Source organism: Paenibacillus sp. MMO-177, from assembly GCF_037147795.1.
Taxonomy (GTDB): Bacteria; Bacillota; Bacilli; order Paenibacillales; family Paenibacillaceae; genus Pristimantibacillus.
The window spans coordinates 159,892-181,920 of record NZ_JBBCUR010000006.1; the positions used below are offsets into that span (position 1 = coordinate 159,892).

Here is a 22,029-nt window from a genome sequence, read left to right on the forward strand (position 1 = left end):
CAACTTGCAAAGGATGGTGAAGGCCATGGCGCAAGCGGATCTTCGCACGTCGCTCATCAAAACTTCGCTCCGGAGGAGAAGGAGCGAGAAATACTTGGGAATCTTGTTCGCCATGCCGGCGATACTGGGCTTTCTACTGTTCACGTTCGCCCCGATGGCCGGAAGCTTCGTGCTAACGTTCACAGACCTCAAGCTGATCAATCCGCCGAAATTCATCGGCTTCGACAATTATGCGAAGCTGTTCGGGGGCAGCGACCAACTGTTTTACAAATCGCTGGGCACGACCTTCAAGTATGTGCTAATGAGCGTTCCGCTCAATATCGCATTCTCGTTCTGCGTCGCGCTGCTCATGAACAAGGAGATCAAGGGCCGTGCGGTTTTTCGCACGATATTCTACCTGCCCACCATCGTGCCGGTGTTCGCCTCGTCCATGATTTGGATCTGGATTCTCGACCCGGACCTCGGGCTGCTTAACAGCATACTTCGGTCCGTCGGTCTGCCAACGGGAATGTGGATCTACTCGCCGGACACGGTTCTTCCGTCGCTCGTACTGATGGGCTTGTGGACGACCGGCAATACCATGGTTATTTTTCTCGCGGGCTTGCAGGGCATACCGCGCCACCTCTATGAGGCGCTGGAAGTCGACGGCGGCAACAGCCTGCACAAACTGCTGTACGTGACGATTCCGATGATGACACCCACGATTTTCTTCAACCTTATTATGGCTTTCATCGGCGGGTTTCAGGTATTTGCCGAAGCGTTCATCATGACCCAGGGCGGACCGAACAATGCAAGCTTGTTCATCGTCTATTACCTTTACCGTGAAGCGTTCCAGCTTTCCAATATGGCTTATGCGAACACGGTCGCCTGGGTGCTGTTCTTGATAATCGTGGCGATCACGTTTGTCGTGTTCCGCACGTCGCGGAGTTGGGTTTACTACGAAGGGGAGGGCGCCAAATGAACAGGAGGACTGGAATCGCCGCCAAAGCATCGATCTATCTGTTTCTGGCCTTCGGCTGTATCGTTTGTCTCTTGCCGTTCTACTGGATGCTGAGAAGCTCGCTCATGTCGCTGGATCAGATTTTCGTTTCGCCGCCGATCTGGATTCCGCCTGCGCTGCATTTCGCCAACTATGTGGACGCCCTGACGATGTTTCCGTTCGACGCTTATTTTGTCAATACGCTGACGGTCGTCCTGCTCAGTGTCCTGGGCGTCGTGCTGACCAGCAGCCTATGCGCCTACAGCTTCGCACGCTTGTCATGGCCGGGCCGCGACCGTTGGTTTGCGCTGATCTTGACAAGCCTGATGCTGCCGGGCGCAGCGACGCTCATCCCTACTTTCCTGGGCTGGCGGGAAGTAGGGGCGATCAATACGTTTCTTCCTTTGATCCTCCCGTCTTGGTTCGGAGGAGGGGCGTTCAATATTTTTCTGCTGCGGCAGTTCATGAAGACGATTCCACAGGAGCTGGACGAGGCGGCGCTGATCGACGGCGCGGGCGTTTTCCGGATCTACACTACGATTCTGGTGCCGCTGATCAAGCCGGCGCTAGTCGTTGTCGCGATATTTGCCTTCCTGTATCACTGGAACGATTTTCTCAATCCGATCATTTACTTGAACTCGGAGAAGCTGTACACCCTTGCAATCGGACTTCAGCAGTTCAAGGGACAATTCAACGCTCAGTGGAATTATATGATGGCCGCTTCGACTGTCGTCATTCTGCCTACGATCGCAGTTTTCCTTGTCGGGCAGAAGTACTTTATCGAAGGCATCGCGCTGACGGGGCTCAAGGGGTAAGGGCGGATGAAGGTGCTGGTGGCGATGGATTCTTTTAAAGGCAGCGTCTCTTCGTGCGAAGCGGGACATGCAGTTGCATCTGGCATTCGGAGTGTCTATCCGGACGCACAACTCGACGTGCTTCCGCTGGCAGACGGCGGCGAAGGCACGATCGACGCAATGCTGGCGGCATGCGGCGGGCAGCGCAGGACGGTGAGCGTGATGGGGCCGCTTCGGGAGAAACTTAACGCGTCGTACGTTGTCCTCCCGGACGGCCGAACCGCGATCATCGAGACGGCGGCGGTCTGTGGACTGCCGCTCGTGCCCGAGGAGCGGCGCAGCCCGATGGAGACGACGACCTTCGGAGTCGGTGAATTGATTGCGGACGCAATCGGTGTGGGATGCCGGGAGATTATCGTCGGGTTGGGCGGGAGCGCGACGAACGATGCCGGAATCGGAATGCTCAGCGCGCTCGGCTGGTCGTTCCGCAGTTTGGACGGCAGACGGCTGCTGCATGGCGGTGCCGGGCTGCTGGAGGTGAGTTCGATCGCCCCCCCTGCTTCCGACACCCTTGCCGCGCTTCGGGCGTGCACGTTCTATGGGGCTTGCGACGTGAGGAATCCGCTGTATGGCCCTGAAGGAGCCGCGTTTGTCTATTCCCCGCAAAAAGGAGCGCAACCGGCGGAGGTGGAAGTGCTGGATCGCGGACTGAGACGGTTTGCGAATCTTGTGGAGGCAACGCTTGGCGAGGACATCGCTTCGTTTCCCGGAGCCGGCGCTGCGGGTGGATTGGGCGGGGCGCTGGCCGGCTTCCTCGGCGGACGGATGCGCTCCGGCGTCGGGTTACTTCTGGAAAAATCCGGCGTGGAGCGCCGCCTTAAGGGAGCTGATATCGTTGTTACCGGCGAAGGACGGCTCGACAGGCAGACCTCGATGGGCAAGGCCCCGCTCGGCCTTGCGGAGGTGGCCGGAAAGCAGGGCATACCCGTCATCGCTTTGGCCGGTGCGGTCGATCGTGAAGCCACAGTTCTTAACGGGCTCGGCGTGTCGGCTTTTTTCTCCATCGCGAACGGACCCTTATCGCTGGTGGAGGCGATGGAGCCGGAGCGCGCGCTGCAGAACCTGTCTCTTACAGCGGAGCAACTGTTCCGGCTGCTGCGAGCGGGTGGAATTTTAGAGCGAGTAAAACTTAAATCCATTTAGTTTCCCTGCTGCGGGGATACCTGGGGCACAGAGCGACCGACATGCCTTTTATACTTGGCTTAGCAGCCGAGCTTATAACGTTGAACTTGAAGGTGCTGTCATATAGAAGGGGAGGAGGAAGAAACTTGAAAATCGGCTATCAGACGAATACATGGGGAGGCGTTGTCGGCCATCCGGCCGGGGTGACGTCGGTCAAAGATCTCTATTATCTGGCCAACGGCTCCACGGAGCAGGCTATCCGCGACATTGCGGCCGCCGGCTATCAGGGGATCGAGCTGTTCGACGGCAATCTTGTTCAGTACGAGAATCGGATGGACGAATTCCGCCAGCTGTTGAGCGGCAGCGGCTTGGCATTGACCGGTGTGTACACCGGTGCCAACTTCATCTATGAGGACATCCTGCCGGACGAAATGGCTAAGATCGAGAAAACGGCCGAGCTTGCCGCCGCAGCCGGCGCGGAGCATCTGGTGCTCGGCGGGGGAGCCGTCCGCGCAGCCGGTATACGGGACGAGGACTTTGACGCGTTGGCCAAAGGGCTTGATATGGCTGCTGCGATTGCACGGAGACACGGCCTGAAGGCCAGCTATCACCCGCACCTGGGCACCATGGTGGAGCGCCCCGACCAGCTGGACCGGCTCATGCCGCTTACGGATATTCCGATATGCCCCGATACGGCGCATATCGAAGCGGGAGGAGGCGATCCGCTGGAGGTCATCCGGAAATACGGCAGCCGGATTACGTACATTCACTTCAAGGATTACCGTTCGGGCGCATTCGTGCCGCTCGGTGAAGGCAGACAGCCGTTCGGCGACATGCTGAGGCTTCTGTGGGAACAGGGCTACGACGGGTGGGTTACGATCGAACTGGACAGCCACGACGATCCGGCAAAGGCGGCGGGCATAAGCAAGGCATACCTGAGCGATATGCTGCACTTGCAATAGAAGGTTATTAATTACCAAATTGGGGGGCCATAAGCCATGAAGAAATCGACCCTGCTTTCCATTATGCTCGTCTCGTCGTATGGGATGTGCCCGCAGAAGGCGCCATCGATCTGGCACGAACGTCGCCCTGGAGATCGCCAAGGGCGGCATGATCAAGGGACTCGGCGCCCAGCTACCATACGATCAGGGCGTAGCGGAGGCCATCCTGGCCGCCTATGCGCTGATCGGTAAGGAGACATCTCTTTATGTAGCGGTTCCGGCGCTGCCCGTTAATCATAAGAACATCCTGGATTCGTGGAATACCGTGTACCATGCGGATGCGTCCAAAACGATTCAGGATGCGGCCAAGAAATAAGGCGTTAAAGCAAATGAGGAAGTTCCCGTTCCACACGAACAGGTACAGACAGAAAAGGAGAGAATGCCACATGCGTACGTTAAATGTTGGAATGATCGGCGGCGGCTTTATGGGCAAAGCCCACTCGCTGGCCTATGCGGGGATGCCGATGTTTTTCTGGCCGGCACCGGCCATTCCGTTCCGCAAGATGGTTGTCGATATCAGGGACGATCTGGCGCAAGAAGCGGCAGCCCGTTACGGCTTCGAATCCTACGCCTCCGACTGGAGAAAGGTTGTCGAGGATCCTTCCATCGACATTATTGACATCGTGACACCGAACAATACGCACGCCGAAATCGCGATCGCGGCGGCCAAGGCGGGAAAGCACATTATTTCCGAGAAGCCGCTTGCCCGGACGACCGAGGAAGCCAAACAGATGCTGGATGCTGTTACAGCAGCCGGCGTGAAGCATATGGTCGCTTTCAACTACCGCCGGACGCCGGCTGTCACGCTGGCGAAGAAATACATCGAGGAAGGCGCGATCGGCCGCGTGCTGAACTTCCGCGGTACCTACCTGCAGGACTGGTCCGCCGATGCCAATTCGCCGCTGTCCTGGCGGTTCCGGAAGGACATCGCGGGATCGGGTACACTGGGCGACATCGGCACCCACGTCATCGATTTTGCCCGCTATCTGGTTGGCGAAATCACGGAGGTCATGGGCACGGCGCAGACCTGGATCAAAGAGCGTCCGGTATCGACCGGGCCGGTCGACAAGCTGGGAACCGTGAAGGCTTCGGGCGAGGTCAAGAAGGAAGCTGTCGACGTCGACGACGAGATCAGTACGCTGCTCCGGTTCGAGAATGGAGCGGTCGGCAGCATCGAAGCGACGCGTAACGCGTGGGGACGAAATAACTTTCTGACGTTCGAAATCCACGGAGAAAAAGGTTCCATCGCGTTCAACTACGAACGCCGCGACGAGCTGCAGATCTGCTTCGCCGACGATCCGGACGAACGCCGCGGATTTCGGACGATCCATACGGGTCCAGCGCATCCGAACGGCCCGGCGCTTTGGCCGATTCCGGCGCTCGGCATCGGCTATGGCGAGACTAAAATCATCGAAGCGCATGACTTCATCTCCGCCATTGTAAACGATACCGACGTATCGCCGAACTTCCACGACGGCTACCGCATCCATGTGATCTCCGACGCCATCATGGCTTCCGCGGGGAGCGGCACATGGGTCAAGACCGTCGAGTAACCCTCCCGGAACACCCGAAACATGAGAAAGAGACAGTCCCGAACGGATCGCCGTTCGGGCCTGCCTCTTTGTTCTCCTATATTCATTACCATAAGGGGGTTACCCTGAAATTATTATGGATGGAAACCATATATGCCTTCTTTCGGTACATGGTGAGAAGTTGCAGATCAAACTAAACAAGCACATAAGTCTGATTTAATCTCATAATCTAGTATAAAGCTGCCCCCACCTATTAAAATAGGTGGGGTTTTCCAAGAAGGTCAAACGTTTGCCGTAAGAAGTCGACAGCATCGGTCATGGAATGGGTGTTGCCGGGACGTAGCCTCGCATTCAGATTCAAGTGAGTTTGCCCTTCAAAAGCAAGTAGCGGATGGTAGCTATGGCGTTCGGGCTTATGTGAATTGACGCCTTTGGCGGCACCGGCTTGCTCCGCGTAAACCGTTTCCACGGAAGAATCGAGATCGAGGATCTGCTTGTCGGGCAGGCAAGGGCGAACAACTTCCGAACTGAGCTTGCGCAGTTCCATAGGCAACTGTGGGCAGGATCGGCCCAGATGCGCAAGTTCCTTGTACAACAAGCTGTGATGCGGCAGACGTCCGCCTAGAAAACGAAGAAGTAACGCATCGTGTTGCAGCTTGCGGAAGTGAAAGATACGTCCGCAGCCGAGCATCAAGCCGATGATGAGATAGAGCAGGATACGATGTACGGGGAAAATGGCATTACGCGCTTTTTCGTCGGAGAAATCTCGTATGACCTCAACGAACTTGATTTTTTCGAGGTAACTCAGAAAAATTTTAACGCCACCGAATCGCCTTGGGGTTTTCGTTCCGGTGGAAGGAGTTCTTTAATTTTGTTCCATTGATCGTCACGTATCTCATATCGTCTTTTCATATGAAAAGATTATCATAGTTTATTAGATCCTGATAGTTTAAGACACGCTCTAGATCAACATGCGGAAGGTTGTCGGTTCGATTGACGTTAAAACGAAGGATATTTCTAATTTTTATCATCAGTTCGCTGGTTCCCTTTGTGAGTATTTTTTTCATCTCGAACTATACGATCGATCATATCTTCGATAACAAGATAGACAGCGGCATTAAAAGCAACCTGAGGCAGGTTGAGCTTTCCCTGGAAAATACGATCAGCAACCTGAATCATGTCTCACAGTATCTCGCATACGGCGAATCGGTCATCAAACAACTCGACGATGTATGGTACCGACCGATGGATGCCTATCAGCGCGTACAGGCCCGAACCCAGTTGAAAAGGGAACTGAACATGGTGACATTCACGAACCCAAGCATAGGATTATCCTTTTATTATATAAAGGACAACGACAAAATCGAGTTCGAAAACTTCCCGGTGAAACAGGCCTTTTCACTGAAATCGTTACCATTGCTTGCCCAATATTACGGGATTACCTATTTCGGCCCGCATCAAAGCATGAATGAATATGACGACCAAGTTGTGCTGTCTGCGCTGAGGAAGGTGGGCCTTCCGGATCGGGACGATGTCTATGTGTACATGGAATCGGGATTTTCCTTAACGCAAAATCTCCTCGACAGCAGTGAATACGGCGGAAGCCTTTCTCACCTGATCTTGGACGGCAACGGCCGGATTGCTTACAGTGAGAAACCGCATATATTCGCTGCCGGAAATCCCTTTCCCGGTTTTGATAAGGAGGCGGAGACAGGCCTGTTTAAGGGCTATCATTGGTTCAGGCAGACTTCCAATCAAGGCTGGAGTGTCGTGTCCATTATTTCCGAGACGGATTATAACAAGGAGAAAAACCGTTGGATTCTGCAAATAATTTTGGTTTCCCTGGTGTTTCTTAACTTGACGATATTGTTTGCCTGGCTGCTCTGGAAAATGGTGTACAGGCCGCTGAACATATTTCATGCGGAGATCAAGTCGATGTCTCGGAATCGGTCGCCATCGCAGCCGGTGCCAACGAAAATTCCCGAATTCGATCAATTGTTAAGAAAATTTTCGGAGATGAAAGACCAAATCTGGAACTTGTTTAACGAGAATGAGCGAAAAGAGAAAAACCGACTGGATCTCGAGGTGGAGAAGCTGCTCTACCAGATCAACCCCCACTTCTTGATGAATACGCTGGATACGGTACACTGGCTCGCAATGATGAACGGGCAAAAGGAGATCGGCCGGCTCGTCAAATCACTGAACAAACTGCTGTTTTACAATTTGGGCAAGCTTGGTCAAGTATCAACCATTCGGGAAGAAATCGATGCACTCAGGCAGTACCTGGTCTTGCAGCAAATCCGGTATGACTTCAAGTTTGATGTTCGCATCGAAGTGGACGACAGCATCCTTGAGATGACCGTACCCCGGTTTATTCTTCAGCCGCTAGTCGAGAACTCGCTTTATCATGGAGTAAGCGATGACGGTAATATTAACGTCAGTGTGAAGCGGGGCGAGGACGTGGTGATTACGATAGAGGACAATGGAGCGGGCATGTCAGAGGAGACGATTAGGAAGCTGCTGAACGATCGGACGGTCGCTCAGGAAAAGATCGGCATGGGGATCGGAATGAATTATGTAAGACGCATCCTCGAGGCCCGGTATGAGAACAAGGCAAGGCTGGAGATCAGGAGCGAGATCGGCAAAGGTACCCAAGTTGTGCTCACCCTGCCTTTGAATGGAGTGGATATGGCATCATGATCAACGTACTTGTGGTCGACGATGATAAACTGGTACGAAAAGGCCTGATAACATTTCTCCCTTGGGCCAAATTCGGCATGCATGTCTCAGGGGAGGCCGGCAATGGCGAGAAAGCAATGGAATTCCTGGAATCGCAGCCGGTTGACCTGCTGATAACCGACCTTTCCATGCCTGTCATGTCCGGCATTGAATTGCTGCGGATCGTCCGCAAAAAGTATCCCCGTATACATGTGGTTGTCTTAACACTTCATCGGGACTTTGAGTATATCCAGGAGGCGCTGAGGCTCGGAGCGATCGATTATATTGCGAAGGTACAGATGGAGGAGGACCAGTTCGAGGAGATTCTCGGCCGAATCGCCGAACGGATCGCCGAGTCAAACCCGCCGCTCCCGGCCGCTTTGCAGAATGATAGCATCGTGCCCTTCGTTAAACAGAGTTATGCGTTGCTGCACCTCGAACGCGAAATCGATCATGGATGGCTGAATCTAGCGCATGCTGACGTAACCCTTCTTGAGGCGGATGCACGCAGTTGGATATGTGTGCCCATGGCAGGCCGCGAGGATGAAGGATTTAAAGTCCTATCGGATATAGCGCGCCTGGAACCCAACGTTGTGCTGCTTATTTTGTCCGACTTCCAGGGAATGACCGTGAACGATATGAAGCGTTGGATAAGAGACTATTCGCAAAAAGCACTTTTCTATGCGTATCATCCGGACCAGACGATCATAACGGTTTCCAGGGCCGATCTCCAGATGGAGATTAGCGAAACGGATCATCTGGCAATGGAGAAAATAAAGGATCGGTGGTTGATATCCACATGGATTCATAACGAAGAAGAGTTTCAAAGCCTTCTGATTGAAACAAAATCGCTGCGGCTGCAGCTGAATCAGTTAATAGGCATGTTGTATTCGCTGGTCACAGAGTGGAAACGGATGTTTGTCCATACCCTGTCGGGAAACATTCCTGCGATTCCCGCGGTGCATTCGTGGTTTGCGGTCGAGCAGTGGTTAGGCGAAGTCCGCGGTTGCATCCGGCAGTCGATGAAGCATCTGTCCTATTCACCCGAAATCGTTGAACTCATCACGAAGGCAATCATGATCATCCACGAGGAAATGGACAGGCAGGTTACAGCCGCCGAACTGGCGCAGCGGCTCATTCTGAGCCGAAGCTACTTCAGTCAATGCTTTAAGGATATCATCGGAAAAACGTTCAACGAGTACTCCCGTTCCGTCCGTATAGAAAAGGCCAAGGAGTATTTGTTGAATACAAACAAGCCCATTGTCTGGATTGCGGAACAAACCGGGTACACGGACGAAAAGTATTTCAGCCGGATTTTCCGCGAATTGGTTGACGAGCTTCCGAGCGAATACCGCCAGAATCATCGAAGGTAGATAAATGGCACCCAGTTGGTGGGGGAAATGTCGGGAATTGCATTGGGAGATTGTTGGATGCAGTGATGATTACCTTCATTCCCCTACCTGAACACCCGTCCGCTTCCTATCTCGGCAAGCCCTTGGCAGCGTTTAAACTAATCGTGTAACCAACCATGATAGGGGAAAGAGGGGCTTAGAATGAACAAGAAGATTGCATTGGGGTTGCTTGTGGCATCCATGGTACTCGCAACGGCCTGTTCAAACGGAGCTAAGAACTCTGGTGCGGCTCAAACGAATACGTCGAAGGCGCCGACGTCAGCGTCGACCGACCAGACGGCCACCGCGGATCCGTTTGGCAAATATCAGGATCCGGTAACGGTAGGCATTGCCTACAGTGTGGACCCGAGCTTCAAGTCTACCAAAGGGGAAACACTCGAGAACAACGCCTGGAAGAAGGCATTGAAGGACGAATTGAATGTCGAATTTAAAATCAATTGGCAGACGTCTAAAGAAAACTTTGACCAGAAAATGAACTTGTCCATCGCCAGTAACGATCTGCCCGATGTGGCGGTTGTCAATCAAACGCAGCTGACACAAATGGTTAAAGGGGGCCAGCTCCAGGATTTAACGGAGGTTTTCAATCAATATGCGTCACCGGCCGTCAAAAAAATCATTGACAGCACGAATGGTCTTGCCTTGAAGCAGGTAACCTTCGACGGCAAAATGATGGCCGTTCCGAATGTGTCCGCCGAAGACTACAATTTCATGTGGATCCGTAAAGATTGGCTGGATAAGCTTGGCCTTGAGGTTCCGAAAACGGTGGAGGATGTCGAGAAGGTGGCGAAAGCCTTCGTTGAGCAGGATCCTGACGGCAACGGAAGGAAGGATACGATCGGAATTGCCTCCGGTACCACATTGTACAACGATTTCACGGGCGGCCCGGCGGGCTTTGACCTGACGCCTATCTTCAGCGCATTTAACGCATACCCTGGTTATGTGGTAAAAGGCGCGGATGGCCAGCCGGTATACGGTTCGACGCTGCCTGAAACGAAAACCGCCCTCGCCAAGCTGCGCGACATGTATGCCAATGGCCTGCTCGACAAGGAAATCGGCATTCGCAAAGCGGCTGAAGAGACGGTTATCAGCGGCAAAGCAGGCATGTTCTTCCTGGGCTTCTACGGCGGCTACTGGCCGCTGCCGACGGCATGGGCGAACGATCCGACAGCCGACTGGCAGGCTTATGCGGTACCGCTCGATGCGCAAGGCAAGTACAATGTGAAGGTGACGAACCCTTCGAACGGTTTCCTCGTCGTGCGCAAAGGCTACGAGCATCCGGAAGCGCCGATCAAGATCAACAACCTATATCTTCGCGATGAATCCATCAACGGCAATGACTTCATGCTGGCGCGCAATTTCTTTGCTCCGCTTGACGAAATCGGATTTGAATACAAAGCATTGCAAGAGGTGCTGGCCGGAACGAAGAAGCCGGAAGATTATGCGGATAAAACGGAGTATAAGCTTCTTAAGAACTCCCTGGAAACGATTAAGAATGCCAAGAAAGAGCCATACGACAAGCTTGATATCCAATACTGGAACCAGAAGGACAAAGACTTTATGCGTGCCTATTCCGTCATGGTCGGCGCGAAAAACCACTTCGATCCGAATCTGAACAAAGTAGAAAGTTTGAGCTATATGCGTACCAAAACGATGGAAAAGCGCTGGACGAACTTGACCAAGCTGGAGAACCAAGCCTTTCTGAAAATTATTATGGGCTCCGCGCCGATCGACTCTTTCGACCAATTCGTCAAGGACTGGAACAAGCAAGGCGGCGAGCAAATCCTGAAGGAATTGTCAGAAACGATCAATTAATTCGGTGTTCCAAGCAAAGAACCCTTTCAGCTGAAAGGGTTCTTTGCTTTTCGCGGGACACGGGTTAGATAAATGTAGGTTGGAGAGGGGTGCAAATGTGTGGTGGCCCGGCTGCGCCCGAATCCAAGTCCGCGTCATGCGTGTGTTTTCCCTTCATTTGTCTATCCAAACGTCCTTCCGCCTTCTAACTCGCTCCGCAGTCGTTCCTGTATATACTTGTACAAGTAACAGATACAGTGAGGAGTGACTGCAGCGTGAAAAATAAAGGGTTTGCCAAACATTATTATTTAATGTTACTGCCAGGATTAGTGTGGCTGATTATGTTCAGCATTGTTCCGATGTTCGGGATCCTCATTGCTTTTCAAGATTTCCAGCCTGTTGACGGGGTGTTCGGATCGGATTGGGTTGGACTCGAGAACTTTAGCTACATGTTCGATCTAACCGACAGCAAGGTTATTTTCATAAATACCATGCGAATCGCCGTCATGAAGATTATCGCCAATCTGATCGTTCCTGTCGTGTTTGCGTTGATGCTTAATGAGCTGCGGGCGGCCATTTTTAAAAGATGGGTCCAGACGATCGTCTATCTGCCGCACTTTCTGTCCTGGGTTATTCTGAGCGGCATCATTATCAATATCCTTTCGTACACGGGTCCTGTGAACAACTTGTTTGCTGCATTCCATATTGAACCGGTGCTGTTCATGGGAAAACCCGAGCTGTTCCCGTATCTGGCGGTCGGCAGCGACGTGTGGAAGGAATTTGGCTTTAATACCATCGTTTACCTGGCGGCCTTAACGGGTATCAATCCGTCGTTGTATGAGGCGGCCGCACTGGATGGAGCGAATCGTTGGCAGCGGCTGACGACTATTACGCTTCCGAGCATCACGCCAACCGTTATGCTCCTGCTCATCCTGAGTCTCGGCAACGTGCTAAATGCGGGATTCGACCAAATCTTCAACTTGTATAATCCGCTTGTCTATTCGACTGCCGATATCATCGACACCTGGGTGTACCGCGAAGGTCTGCTGAAGATGCAGTTTGGATTGGCTACCGCCGTCGGATTGCTGAAATCCGTCGTTGGCTTCCTGTTGATCACTTGTTCCTACTATCTCGCCAACCGGTTTACTAACTACCGGATTTTCTAACAAAGGAGTACTGATATGGTTAGAGAAACGACCGCAGTTTCCAGAATCGTCGATACCGTTCTGATTCTTGTGCTACTCGTTGTCACGCTGTTGTGTGTCCTTCCGATCTGGTACACATTAATGATCTCGCTCAGCGACAAAGCCGCCGCCGCCGGCGGGACTGTTAGCTTCAGGCCGATCGGCTTCAATGTGGCGTCTTACCGCGAAATCATGAAGGACACCGCATTTTTGCACTCGTTCTGGGTATCCATCCAGCGTGTCGTGCTGGGCGCCGCCGTCAGTTTTATCGTTACGGTGATGATGGCCTATCCGCTGTCCAAGAGCACCCGGGATTTTCGCTTGCGAAATGTGCTGATGTGGACCTTGGTATTTGCGATGCTGTTCAATGGTGGCCTGATTCCGCTTTATCAGACGGTTAAGGCTTACGGCTTGATCGACAACATCTGGGTATTGGTGCTGTCCGGTGGACTGCCCGTGTTTAACGTGATCCTGGTTATTAACTTCTTCAGAAATTTGCCCAAGGAGCTGGAGGAATCTGCTTTTGTAGATGGCGCCGGTCCCTGGTATACGTTGCTCAGGATTTTTGTCCCGCTGTCCGTACCCGTGTTGGCAACCGTTACCCTGTTCAGTATTGTAGGCCACTGGAACGAGTTTTTCAGCGGCTTGGTATTTATGACGAGGCCCGAAAATTATCCGCTGCAGACCTACATCCAGCAGATGGTCGTCCAGATAGACCTCTCGGAAATGAATAACGATCCGGAAGAACTGAAACGGCTGAGCGAATTGTCGAACCAGACGCTCAATGCCGCCAAAATCTTTATTGCTATGATTCCCATTCTCGCGGTATACCCGTTCCTGCAACGATTCTTTATCCATGGCATTACGCTGGGATCGGTCAAGGAGTAATACAGTCTGGGAGGATTGAAACAGAGATTCACGGAGCTGCATTGGTTCCGTTGAGTCATATACGTATTGGAGGGATGGATATGATTCGCGTTACGGTATGGAACGAGTATCTGCATGAGAAGATCCATAAGGAGGTTGCGGATATTTATCCGGACGGCATCCATCAGGCGATTGCAAACGGTATTTCATCGGAAGCGATTGCGGTGCGGGTGGCCACGCTGGAGCAGCCGGAGCATGGGCTAAGTGAGGGCGTACTTCAGGAGACGGATGTGCTCATATGGTGGGGGCATATGGGCCATGACAAAGTCGATGATGCCGTGGTCGAACGCGTTAACCAGCGCATCCTGGACGGCATGGGGCTCATCGTGCTGCACTCGGGTCACTTCTCAAAGATTTTCAAGAAGCTGATGGGCACGGGCTGCGATCTCAAATGGCGCGAAGCCGGCGAGAAAGAGCGGATCTGGACGGTCAACCCCGCCCACCCTATTGCTGCCGGCATTCCCGAAACGTTCGTCATTCCGCATGAGGAAATGTACGGAGAGCATTTCGATATTCCTGCACCCGATGAACTAATCTTCGTCAGTTGGTTCGAAGGCGGCGAAGTGTTCCGCAGCGGATGCACATTCCTTAGAGGGCAGGGGAAAATCTTTTATTTCCGTCCCGGTCACGAGACTTTCCCCACTTACTATCAGCCTGAAGTGCTGCAGGTGATCAAAAACGCGGTGAAATGGGCCGCTCCGTCCGAGGCGGCCAAGCCGGTCCGCGGATTGCACGCGCCGCTTGAAAACGAAGAGGTAAAGAAGAACTTCGAAGAGGTTCTGAGGCAGTGGGAGGCTTTCCGGGCGCAGCAGGAAACCGGGCAATAAGCCGCAAAGGCGAATTCCAAAGTACAGGCTTCTCATGAGTTCATCGAAACCATGAGAAGCCTGTTGTCATGTTACGTCCGTGCGTGTGTTTGGACAAATTCGGCAACGGTTTCAGCATAAAGCTCAGGCTGTCGTATCGCGGCATATGTCTACTTTGAAATAAAGACCACCTTTAACGATTAAGTTGAAAGGTGGTCTTTATTTCTTATTATTTATCTACCCGGTCGATTGCTTCATCCAGTGCTCTCTGGCCAACATGTGTGTAAATTACAGTAGTTTTAGGATCAGAATGACCTAATAGTTTCTGCAGTTGAAGATGATCTTTTTCCTCTCTATAGAAGCGGGTAGCAAACGTATGTCTGAGTTTATGCACGGTCAAGGGCTTACCGTAGTAATTTGCATATCGCATGATCATCTTTTGAATAGCATTTTTGGTAATAGGTCGACCACCTTTTGTAAGAAAGAAGGTGCTCTCATTATTTGAAGGTTTATATCTCGATGCTCTCACTTCTAAATAAGCACGAAGATCCATCTTTGCTCTCTGAGAAAGGTAAAGATTGCTCTTTATTTCCTTTCCGCCGTATCAGAATTCGTCTAGTATCCCAATTAAAAGAATCAAGGGTAATTGAAACAACCTCACTAACGCGAAGTCCTGAACTTAATATCAGGCTTACGATAGCAAGATCACGTTCTTTGTTATCTTCATACCAACTTAATTGTTTTTTTGATAAATCGGGAATTTTGGAATATCCACCGGCTACAAAACTTCGGAAGTCCTCGATTTGCTCCTCATCACTCAGAATCTTGTGTTCGATAATTGCGGCTTTTGTCTCAATGTCCTGACTAAGCCGAATCAAATCAATTTTAGCCATTACATCCCTTTGTAAAAGAGGACGTTTTTCACTATCTTCAGCCTTGTTTTGCAGATAATTAAATAATGATTTCAGTGAAGAGAGCTTACGATTAACCGTTGAATCGTTGTTACCGTTTTTAATTTTGGTGGTGCGTTTTAAAAATCTAGGAAAATTAGAAGCATCATCTAAGCTAAGAACTTCAAGATCAGAAAGAGGGATATCTCTCATTAAAGTTGCAGAGGTCAGTTGTTCGCTAATTAACCAAGAGAAAAAGATTTCGTAGTCTGATAAATAACCAAGTAGAGAAGAGGGCGAGAGTGTACCTTCTTTATTGTTAATAAAATTTGCCACATACCAGGGGAAGAAAGGCAATTTTTCATTTACTTTAATCTGATCGATTTCTCGTTGAAGTATTCTTGCCATTCATTTCACTTCAATTCAACTTTCAACAAAAAGTGGATTTTATTTGTATTTGAAATATAAAAATATTGTCCTATAATAGATTTATGGAAAAGACTGGTTTAAATTTTGTTTTCATATAAATAAGGAGGAGTCTATCTTGGACGAAAATAAGAACAATAAGTTGATTGACGCTTTGCTATCCAGATTTCCTTTAATTCGTAAAGAAATTTTAGCTGGGCCGCCTGATGATATAGTAAGACTAATTATACCAAATGGATTACTTCCGCAAGTTGATGATTTCATTAAATCACATCATCCAAGTAATATCCTTTCTCCATGTAACCCATTTAAGGAGGACGAAAACTACTCGGTAGCCGGTATCGCGCGAGTGGTTTGAGAATAAAAAAGTTCTAGGAATTGTGTGCGAGTTGCAAACTCAATACTTGAAACTAATCTTTACTCGTCATTTTGGTACTTATAATCTGAGACTGCACAATAGTGCAGCTGATCGATAGATTCAATTTAAAATTGTAGATATACAGTTATTAAAGAAAGACAATGGTAGGAGACTAAAAGAAATGTAAGAATTCTTAGCAGGAGCAGGAGGGGATTACATGACAAGAATATTTCTAACAGGTATTGAGTTGTTGAGAGAACGTGCAAAGGAACTACGAAATAATGATTATCAAAATTCAAAAAAAACTATCCGTATATCCCTTAAAACAGTTGATGAAGTGATTAAAAAAATAGAAGAACTGGAGCAAGAAAATAAAAAACTAAAGTACAAAGATAAACTAAGTTAATTATATTAACGTCCGCGAAAATCGCGGATTTTTTATGAGATCAAGTTTTTGTCATGCCCCAAGGAACAGTCTAATCACTTATGAGTTTAGGACGTTGATATATCAAGCCATCATCCAATGAGACCGCTAGCATTGGGATGCTAATCAGATATGATCGTTCAATCAAACGCGAGGGCAGTAAACTTCGTTGATTATGTAGTAGAAATACTTTCGTTCAATTAATCAGTATAAATATTCGTAACCGCCGTTTCTACCCAGGAATAGTAGTTAAATCGGAAACACATACGAGCTATCGACTCGCAGTTCCGGATTATGTCAAATAGAGATGTATAATTATAATCAAAGAGAAAACATGTTTAAGGTGGAGAGTTATATTGATTAGTGTACTGGTTAACGGGGAAATTACTGAAAAAATTTTCGTAGGAGATGAAAAAGAATTACAGCAGTTTACTGGTCCAGGTATTTATTTTCTTAAAGACAAAAGCGGAGGGATCTTATACATTGGCCAGGCAGTGAACATATGGAAACGATTGAAAGAACATATTGACGGCAGTGATGATGTAACAGGAAAGTGTGTAAAGTATATTCATCATATCGATATAATGTATTTTCTAGAAAACACTAAACAAAGAGAGGCTCTCGAGACGTTACTAATTATAGAACATCTTCCTCCTTTTAATGAAAAGGATACACCCGAACAAGGTAATCTAGCTAAAATGAAAGCAAAAATGGATAAATATTTAAAAGAAGTACCAGAAGGTTATCACATAAATAACTGGGCTAATTACGAAAAGTTATCTTATATAAACCGAGAATGTCTTGAACTCTCTGTTTTTATGGGAGCTGCAGAGATAAGTTGGGGGATAAAGCCTCATCTTCCAAACGAGTGGACATGGAGTGTTTGGCGTAATGTTAAGGATAATTATATTAGTGAAATGCAAGAAAAAGGTAAAAGTTATGAGGAGCTAAAGATAAAGGCTTGGGAAGTGATAAATGCTGATTACAATAGTGAAAAAGCCTTTCGGGAACTAATTTCTATTACTGAAACCACTGATTCCTATATGGGTAAGGACAGCATAAGTAGAATGAAAATTAGTAAGGTAAATCGAAGTAAAAGAGGTTCAACTGAAACTACAGAAACTGGCTTTGATTCGGTTAATTTCCATTCAGCGGAAGATTCAAGAGTGAACACAGAGGTAGAAGAAAAATTTGCTCAATTATTAGAAAACCTACAATCGGAGCACAAGTATACTGGTGTTGAGGTTTATCATAAAGTTTCAGTTGAGAAATTAAAAGATACAGAAATCTGGCCATATATATTAAGAAACTTACAAGGTAGATTTTTTGATACTCCTCTATGCCGAAAGGATGATGCCTCTGGGGAGTATATCCTTGCCATAGTGACTCATGATGAGTGGAGAGAGCTAAGTTTTCTTGCTGAAGATCCCCTCGTTACCATAGATGAAAGAGAAGAATAGGATGCAAAAAATCACATTGGCATCTGACCGCGCGTTTACAACAATGAATGAACTGCAGTCACAAAAAGTGCCGACATCGTCACGATGTCGGCGCTTGTTTTTGATTTCTAATCTTCGTTTGAATTCCTCGGTGGTACATACTTTTCCTTGATCACTCCACCATAAAAAATTCTGCTTTTTTTTCAAAATACATATCTTTCAGCACAGTAAAGCTATTCATTTGGGCGACAAACCTTTTGTTCGGCGCAGTGCCAACGGAAGGAAGATCATCTTCGAATCGTTTTATTAGCATGACTTCTCGTAAATTGTCGGATAACAATAACATATATACATTGAAGGTCGCATAAATTGCGGTTTTTTTATTTTTTGTATAGAAGTTCTTGTCGTGAGCGCAAGACAAGAACTTCTATACAAAGCCGTATTAGGACAAGAACTTCTATAATGTCAAACACTTCCCACCTACAACATCTAATTCCGCTATGAGATTATGAGCTACCGCGGTTTGCTTTTCTTGGCCTCGGAACGCAAAGGAGGAAAAGAGCTGCAAGCGAACGACTGATCGAGCTGGGGGATCCGATACAATGATTTACGACGGACAACGGGACCTGCAACGCCAAGATGGTCCAATGCCACGCAGCTTGTGGCCAAACAGGAGTCTCGCGAAAAATGTGTCATGAAGTGGCGTTTTTTAGTCTAACCATTGGGTATAGGCGCTGGCTGGGGCTCCAGTTTTAATGTTATTGCCACGCATAAGGCACATGGTCGCCTCGCCAGCAAAATAGCTGGTGTATTTGCCAGCAGGGTGTCGATACACTCCCCGGTGCAGCCATGCATGAAACATTGAACCGCCTAAGAACAGGGTACCTACACTGGTCCTCGAGACGTCTGTAGCGTTGACTGTAAAGGTCAAGGAATTTGTCGCCGGGTTGGATGCATTGACGGCTCTAACCGTTGAGGCTCCGTCTTTGAGGTACATGATATAAGCCTTGGACCTACGCGAAACGTTATGTTGGGCTGCAGTTTAGACGAAATCCACCGCCAATTGAAATTGACTGTTCTTCATTTACGCAAATGGTGTTTGCGAAAGATGGAATAAAATTCCCCCGTATATCAGGAGATCAAACTAGGCAGGGGATCAAGGTCAGCAAAGAAGATCTTCGTACTGGAGATTTGGTGTTTTATCATATCCCCGATCGGAACCCCGAAATAGGTGCGGTCGGGCATGTCGCCATTTATGCAGGTGATCAAAAGATCGTCCATTGTCTACCGACATCCAATTTCTTTTTAACGGATATGAATAAGCCGTATTGGAAGAGTAAATACCTATTCGCAAGAAGAATTTTATAATAATCGAAGATAGCATTTGGTTATTGACGGAGAACGTTAGCTCAATTAAGTGACCAGGACGAAGCTGGCGTTTAACTCGAAGCAATAACCTCCGCGCCGCCTGAATGCTATCACACCTTGAGTTTCCGATCACACGTTCGATAATATATGAAGCTTCTAATTTCAGGCTGTCGATTATCCGATGGCTCTTCTTATTACTTACAGGAGGTCAGCATATCCGTAGCTTCCTACCGTGGACTAAAGCAGTCGGTCAGATGATCGTCTGCTTTTTTTATTTTTGCTTGAATCGTCAATAGAACATAGGCTACCTGCAAACGAAGCGGGATTTGGTAAAGCAACCTAAAAACCGATTTTCATAATGCAAGTAGGCTGCTGGTCGGTTCAGGCGTATGGGAATTATTTACTAAATTAGTTAACATGGTATCATTTTCTTATACTACATATTAATATTAGTGGATATTTACTTAAAAGCTATCTATATCCGCTAATGGACATTTAGCGGACATTATAGAATGGCAATTTTCTTTTATAGTTTCAAGCGTACGGGTGATTTTTAACCAACCTAATGGGAAATAGAGAGGGGATCCTCTTAAGGAGATTGCGATGCTCTCAGTCAGAGTTTTTAACTCAATTTATTAGATAGGTAAGGCAGCAGATTGACCGACCGGCTGCCGTTTTAAAATTTCAGAATGGAGAGATCAGAATGCAAAAGAAGGAACTAGGAGAAGTGGGACAGCCAGAGGATGATTTCCTCGAAGAGGTTTCCTCTGACGATCCATTGAATGAGGAAGAACTGAAGAAAGCCCTCGATGAAAACCCAGAGTTAGCGGATGAAATCCGGAAAACCAAAGATGCTCTGATGAAGGATATAACCGATGAGGAACAGAAGAGTGGAGTATGGTTTGCAAAGCTCTTGGCTAAAGTGATGGAAACACACGCGAAAAACGTTAGCTTTGAGTACTTCCGGGACAAATACAAGACATCCGTTCGTGATATATTGGCCAAGAAGATAATTGATGGTGCAGCAAAACACGCTATGATAACAGGATTCGTTTTAGGAGCAGGTGGAGGATTCGGTGGAGTACTGACGGCCGTAGGAACTACAGCCGGGGAATTGGTATACTTAACACACATTCAATTGAAGATGATTTATGACCTCGCCCTTGTCTATGATAAACCAATTGATCTAGAAGACCCTGAGGAATCTTATCAAGTATTAATCCTTGCTCTAGGCATAAAATCAGCAGATCTTATGAACGGATTAATTAAAACAGGATCTCGTAAAATAGTAGTTCGCGTAGCTGCTCCCTTGGGTCGTAAAGTTGCAGTCCAAACGATTCAAAGACGACTAAAGCGTGTCGGCGTGGAGCTCACACAGCGAACAATTAAGAATGTTATAAGCAAATCGATCCCATTTATTGGAGCTGGTATCGGAGCTGTTGCATGTGCAACATTTGATTATCAATCTACAAAGTTAGTCTCTAGGCGGACCTTAACCATATACCGAGCACCGAAAACGCTGATTGAACTTTTTGAACGATATAACCGAATTGATATTCGGGACGAAGCTGGTTATGACGCACTCGCCCTTGGTTGTTTTGTCATGGCCAATACGGATAAACAGGTTGCAAATCTCAAATTGGCATTGATTGACTACCTGTACGATCGTATAGCTACACTCAAGGATTACAGCGGGCGAAATAAAATCTACGAGCGCGATTTCCTTGAAGCGTTCGATAAATTGAAGGACAACGAGGTGCAGCAAACCATTTTCTATTCACTCAAGTTAATGGCATGTTCGGATCAAGCCGTCTCCAAGAATGAGCGTAGGCTGCTGGAAATCGTAGCAGGTAAACTCGGTGAAGATAAGCGAACTCTAAAACGAGAACTCGATGAAATGATTAAAGAAAGTCAGCGCTTATCTTTAAGGAGTAGCTACGAATCATCATCTAAAGGTAATTGTTAGATTTGAAGTAACATATTGGCATGGGGCTATTTTCATATTAAAATAGTCCTGCTAGACATACAAATATTGGGGAGTGTATTAGTTCATGGCATTTATCGGTTTACTATCAATACTCGGGATTGTCTTCTTCATTTTGACAGCGATTATCCCTCCTCTCAGACGAAAGATTTCGTCAAAACTCACTGTTAAGAGGAGCCTGTTATGCAGTCTTATCTGTTTTGTTATTATGATTATCGCCATGATTAACACCGACACGCCAGATAATACGGCAACGACGGCTGCTGTCGAGGACAAGCCTGCTGTTGAAGCTAAGTCCGATGATACAGCGGAGCCAACTAAAGAACTTGCGAAAGAAGAACCTGCAAAAGCTGAGCCAACTAAGAAGCCTGAGAAAACGCCTGAGCCTATACCTGGAATCGGTACTCCTCTGCAGGTCGGAGACGTGGTGTTCACAGTATTAAAGAAAAGCAGCTCGAACAAAATCGGCGACGACTTTTTAACAAAGGAAGCGTCGGGCAGGTTCCTTATCCTTGAAGTTAGTATTAAGAACATGGATAAGAAAGCTATCACGACTGACTCGTCGTTCTTTAAACTGAAAATCGGTGATGTTGAATATAAAGCCGATGGGGAAGCCGATCTATACGTTAACTCGGCCGACCATATGATGTTCCTGCAATCCATTAATCCGGGCGTTGAGTTTAAAGGTAATGTAGCATTCGATATTCCTGCAGACAAAGTTGACTCTCCGGATCTTCTCCTCAACGTTCAAACTGGTTTTTGGGGTACTGAGCAAGATCAAATAGCATTGAAATAGATATAAAGGGGCACCGCA

Annotated in this window: 19 protein-coding genes and 2 pseudogenes; 18 read left to right on the forward strand and 3 right to left on the reverse strand. The window is 48.3% G+C overall.

The features are described from left to right. Positions 1-25 precede the first annotated feature (25 nt). The 6 genes from WFK81_RS21455 (at position 26) to WFK81_RS21480 (ending at position 5,509) form a co-directional block, all read left to right on the forward strand. On the forward strand, positions 26-961 hold the full coding sequence (locus tag WFK81_RS21455; protein ID WP_336788416.1) for a carbohydrate ABC transporter permease: 936 nt from the start codon (positions 26-28) through the stop codon (positions 959-961). Further along, entirely contained in the window at positions 958-1,794 is an 837-nt protein-coding gene (locus WFK81_RS21460; RefSeq protein WP_336788417.1) for a carbohydrate ABC transporter permease, read from the forward strand. The genes WFK81_RS21455 and WFK81_RS21460 overlap by 4 nt, the downstream gene beginning before the upstream one ends. Positions 1,795-1,800: 6 nt before the next feature. Continuing rightward, positions 1,801-2,976 carry a glycerate kinase family protein gene (locus WFK81_RS21465; protein WP_336788418.1) on the forward strand — a complete coding sequence of 392 codons (1,176 nt, stop codon included), beginning with the start codon at positions 1,801-1,803 and terminating at the stop codon, positions 2,974-2,976. 125 nt (positions 2,977-3,101) lie between these two features. After that, positions 3,102-3,917, forward strand: a complete 816-nt coding sequence (locus WFK81_RS21470; RefSeq protein ID WP_336788419.1) for a sugar phosphate isomerase/epimerase family protein — start codon at positions 3,102-3,104, stop codon at positions 3,915-3,917. 79 nt (positions 3,918-3,996) lie between these two features. After that, positions 3,997-4,272, forward strand: coding sequence for a hypothetical protein (locus WFK81_RS21475; RefSeq protein WP_336788420.1), 276 nt, complete (start codon positions 3,997-3,999; stop codon positions 4,270-4,272). Between the two features lie 70 nt (positions 4,273-4,342). Further along, on the forward strand, positions 4,343-5,509 hold the full coding sequence (locus WFK81_RS21480; RefSeq protein WP_336788534.1) for a Gfo/Idh/MocA family protein: 1,167 nt from the start codon (positions 4,343-4,345) through the stop codon (positions 5,507-5,509). 253 nt (positions 5,510-5,762) lie between these two features. Here the strand turns inward: WFK81_RS21480 and WFK81_RS21485 are convergent. Continuing rightward, positions 5,763-6,317: pseudogene (locus WFK81_RS21485) on the reverse strand (transposase); the annotation flags it as partial. A gap of 164 nt (positions 6,318-6,481) precedes the next feature. On the opposite strand from WFK81_RS21485, the gene WFK81_RS21490 reads away from it, so the two are divergent. The 6 genes from WFK81_RS21490 to WFK81_RS21515 all read left to right on the forward strand — a co-directional run bounded on the left by WFK81_RS21490 (position 6,482) and on the right by WFK81_RS21515 (position 14,347). Further along, entirely contained in the window at positions 6,482-8,188 is a 1,707-nt protein-coding gene (locus tag WFK81_RS21490; RefSeq protein ID WP_336788421.1) for a sensor histidine kinase, read from the forward strand. After that, positions 8,185-9,579, forward strand: a complete 1,395-nt coding sequence (locus WFK81_RS21495) for a response regulator (protein WP_336788422.1) — start codon at positions 8,185-8,187, stop codon at positions 9,577-9,579. The genes WFK81_RS21490 and WFK81_RS21495 overlap by 4 nt, the downstream gene beginning before the upstream one ends. Positions 9,580-9,759: 180 nt before the next feature. Continuing rightward, positions 9,760-11,430: an extracellular solute-binding protein gene (locus WFK81_RS21500; RefSeq protein ID WP_336788423.1), complete on the forward strand. Its 1,671-nt coding sequence runs from the start codon at positions 9,760-9,762 to the stop codon at positions 11,428-11,430. Between the two features lie 254 nt (positions 11,431-11,684). Then, positions 11,685-12,575, forward strand: coding sequence for an ABC transporter permease (locus WFK81_RS21505; protein WP_336788424.1), 891 nt, complete (start codon positions 11,685-11,687; stop codon positions 12,573-12,575). Positions 12,576-12,590: 15 nt separating this feature from the next. Beyond that, positions 12,591-13,481, forward strand: a complete 891-nt coding sequence (locus tag WFK81_RS21510; RefSeq protein WP_336788425.1) for a carbohydrate ABC transporter permease — start codon at positions 12,591-12,593, stop codon at positions 13,479-13,481. A gap of 80 nt (positions 13,482-13,561) precedes the next feature. Then, complete coding sequence (locus tag WFK81_RS21515) at positions 13,562-14,347, forward strand: ThuA domain-containing protein (protein ID WP_336788426.1); 786 nt, start codon at positions 13,562-13,564, stop codon at positions 14,345-14,347. Positions 14,348-14,555: 208 nt separating this feature from the next. Here the strand turns inward: WFK81_RS21515 and xerS are convergent. Further along, positions 14,556-15,624 (reverse strand): annotated as a pseudogene (gene xerS, locus WFK81_RS21520) (tyrosine recombinase XerS). A gap of 136 nt (positions 15,625-15,760) precedes the next feature. Between xerS and WFK81_RS21525 the strand changes: the two are divergent. The 3 genes from WFK81_RS21525 (at position 15,761) to WFK81_RS21535 (ending at position 17,884) form a co-directional block, all read left to right on the forward strand. Then, positions 15,761-16,000, forward strand: a complete 240-nt coding sequence (locus WFK81_RS21525; protein ID WP_336788428.1) for a hypothetical protein — start codon at positions 15,761-15,763, stop codon at positions 15,998-16,000. A gap of 217 nt (positions 16,001-16,217) precedes the next feature. After that, the gene (locus tag WFK81_RS21530) at positions 16,218-16,406 is read left to right on the forward strand and encodes a hypothetical protein (RefSeq protein ID WP_336788429.1); all 189 of its coding nucleotides are present in this window, start codon (positions 16,218-16,220) and stop codon (positions 16,404-16,406) included. Positions 16,407-16,780: 374 nt separating this feature from the next. Continuing rightward, positions 16,781-17,884 (forward strand): GIY-YIG nuclease family protein, encoded by a 1,104-nt coding sequence (locus WFK81_RS21535; RefSeq protein ID WP_336788430.1) that lies wholly within the window; start codon positions 16,781-16,783, stop codon positions 17,882-17,884. A gap of 151 nt (positions 17,885-18,035) precedes the next feature. On the opposite strand, the gene WFK81_RS21540 is transcribed toward WFK81_RS21535, so the two are convergent. Next, entirely contained in the window at positions 18,036-18,209 is a 174-nt protein-coding gene (locus WFK81_RS21540) for a hypothetical protein (RefSeq protein ID WP_336788431.1), read from the reverse strand. Positions 18,210-18,931: 722 nt separating this feature from the next. Here WFK81_RS21540 and WFK81_RS21545 point away from each other — a divergent pair. From WFK81_RS21545 to WFK81_RS21555, 3 genes are all read left to right on the forward strand, one after another. Continuing rightward, positions 18,932-19,231: a C40 family peptidase gene (locus WFK81_RS21545; RefSeq protein WP_336788536.1), complete on the forward strand. Its 300-nt coding sequence runs from the start codon at positions 18,932-18,934 to the stop codon at positions 19,229-19,231. Positions 19,232-19,934: 703 nt separating this feature from the next. Beyond that, complete coding sequence (locus tag WFK81_RS21550) at positions 19,935-21,197, forward strand: EcsC family protein (protein WP_336788432.1); 1,263 nt, start codon at positions 19,935-19,937, stop codon at positions 21,195-21,197. Positions 21,198-21,423: 226 nt separating this feature from the next. Further along, positions 21,424-22,011: a DUF4352 domain-containing protein gene (locus WFK81_RS21555; RefSeq protein WP_336788433.1), complete on the forward strand. Its 588-nt coding sequence runs from the start codon at positions 21,424-21,426 to the stop codon at positions 22,009-22,011. The last annotated feature ends 18 nt before the right edge of the window (positions 22,012-22,029 follow it).

Bases quoted from the DNA above. Each gene is read 5' to 3' on its own strand.
- WFK81_RS21515 (WP_336788426.1), top strand. From the start codon at position 13,562: ATGATTCGCGTTACGGTATGGAACGAGTATCTGCATGAGAAGATCCAT.
- WFK81_RS21510 (WP_336788425.1), top strand. From the start codon at position 12,591: ATGGTTAGAGAAACGACCGCAGTTTCCAGAATCGTCGATACCGTTCTG.
- WFK81_RS21495 (WP_336788422.1), top strand. From the start codon at position 8,185: ATGATCAACGTACTTGTGGTCGACGATGATAAACTGGTACGAAAAGGC.
- WFK81_RS21500 (WP_336788423.1), top strand. From the start codon at position 9,760: ATGAACAAGAAGATTGCATTGGGGTTGCTTGTGGCATCCATGGTACTC.
- WFK81_RS21465 (WP_336788418.1), top strand. From the start codon at position 1,801: ATGAAGGTGCTGGTGGCGATGGATTCTTTTAAAGGCAGCGTCTCTTCG.
- WFK81_RS21550 (WP_336788432.1), top strand. From the start codon at position 19,935: ATGCAAAAGAAGGAACTAGGAGAAGTGGGACAGCCAGAGGATGATTTC.
- WFK81_RS21540 (WP_336788431.1), bottom strand. From the start codon at position 18,209: ATGTTATTGTTATCCGACAATTTACGAGAAGTCATGCTAATAAAACGA.
- WFK81_RS21530 (WP_336788429.1), top strand. From the start codon at position 16,218: ATGACAAGAATATTTCTAACAGGTATTGAGTTGTTGAGAGAACGTGCA.
- WFK81_RS21555 (WP_336788433.1), top strand. From the start codon at position 21,424: ATGATTATCGCCATGATTAACACCGACACGCCAGATAATACGGCAACG.
- WFK81_RS21475 (WP_336788420.1), top strand. From the start codon at position 3,997: ATGGGATGTGCCCGCAGAAGGCGCCATCGATCTGGCACGAACGTCGCC.
- WFK81_RS21455 (WP_336788416.1), top strand. From the start codon at position 26: ATGGCGCAAGCGGATCTTCGCACGTCGCTCATCAAAACTTCGCTCCGG.
- WFK81_RS21480 (WP_336788534.1), top strand. From the start codon at position 4,343: ATGCGTACGTTAAATGTTGGAATGATCGGCGGCGGCTTTATGGGCAAA.
- WFK81_RS21460 (WP_336788417.1), top strand. From the start codon at position 958: ATGAACAGGAGGACTGGAATCGCCGCCAAAGCATCGATCTATCTGTTT.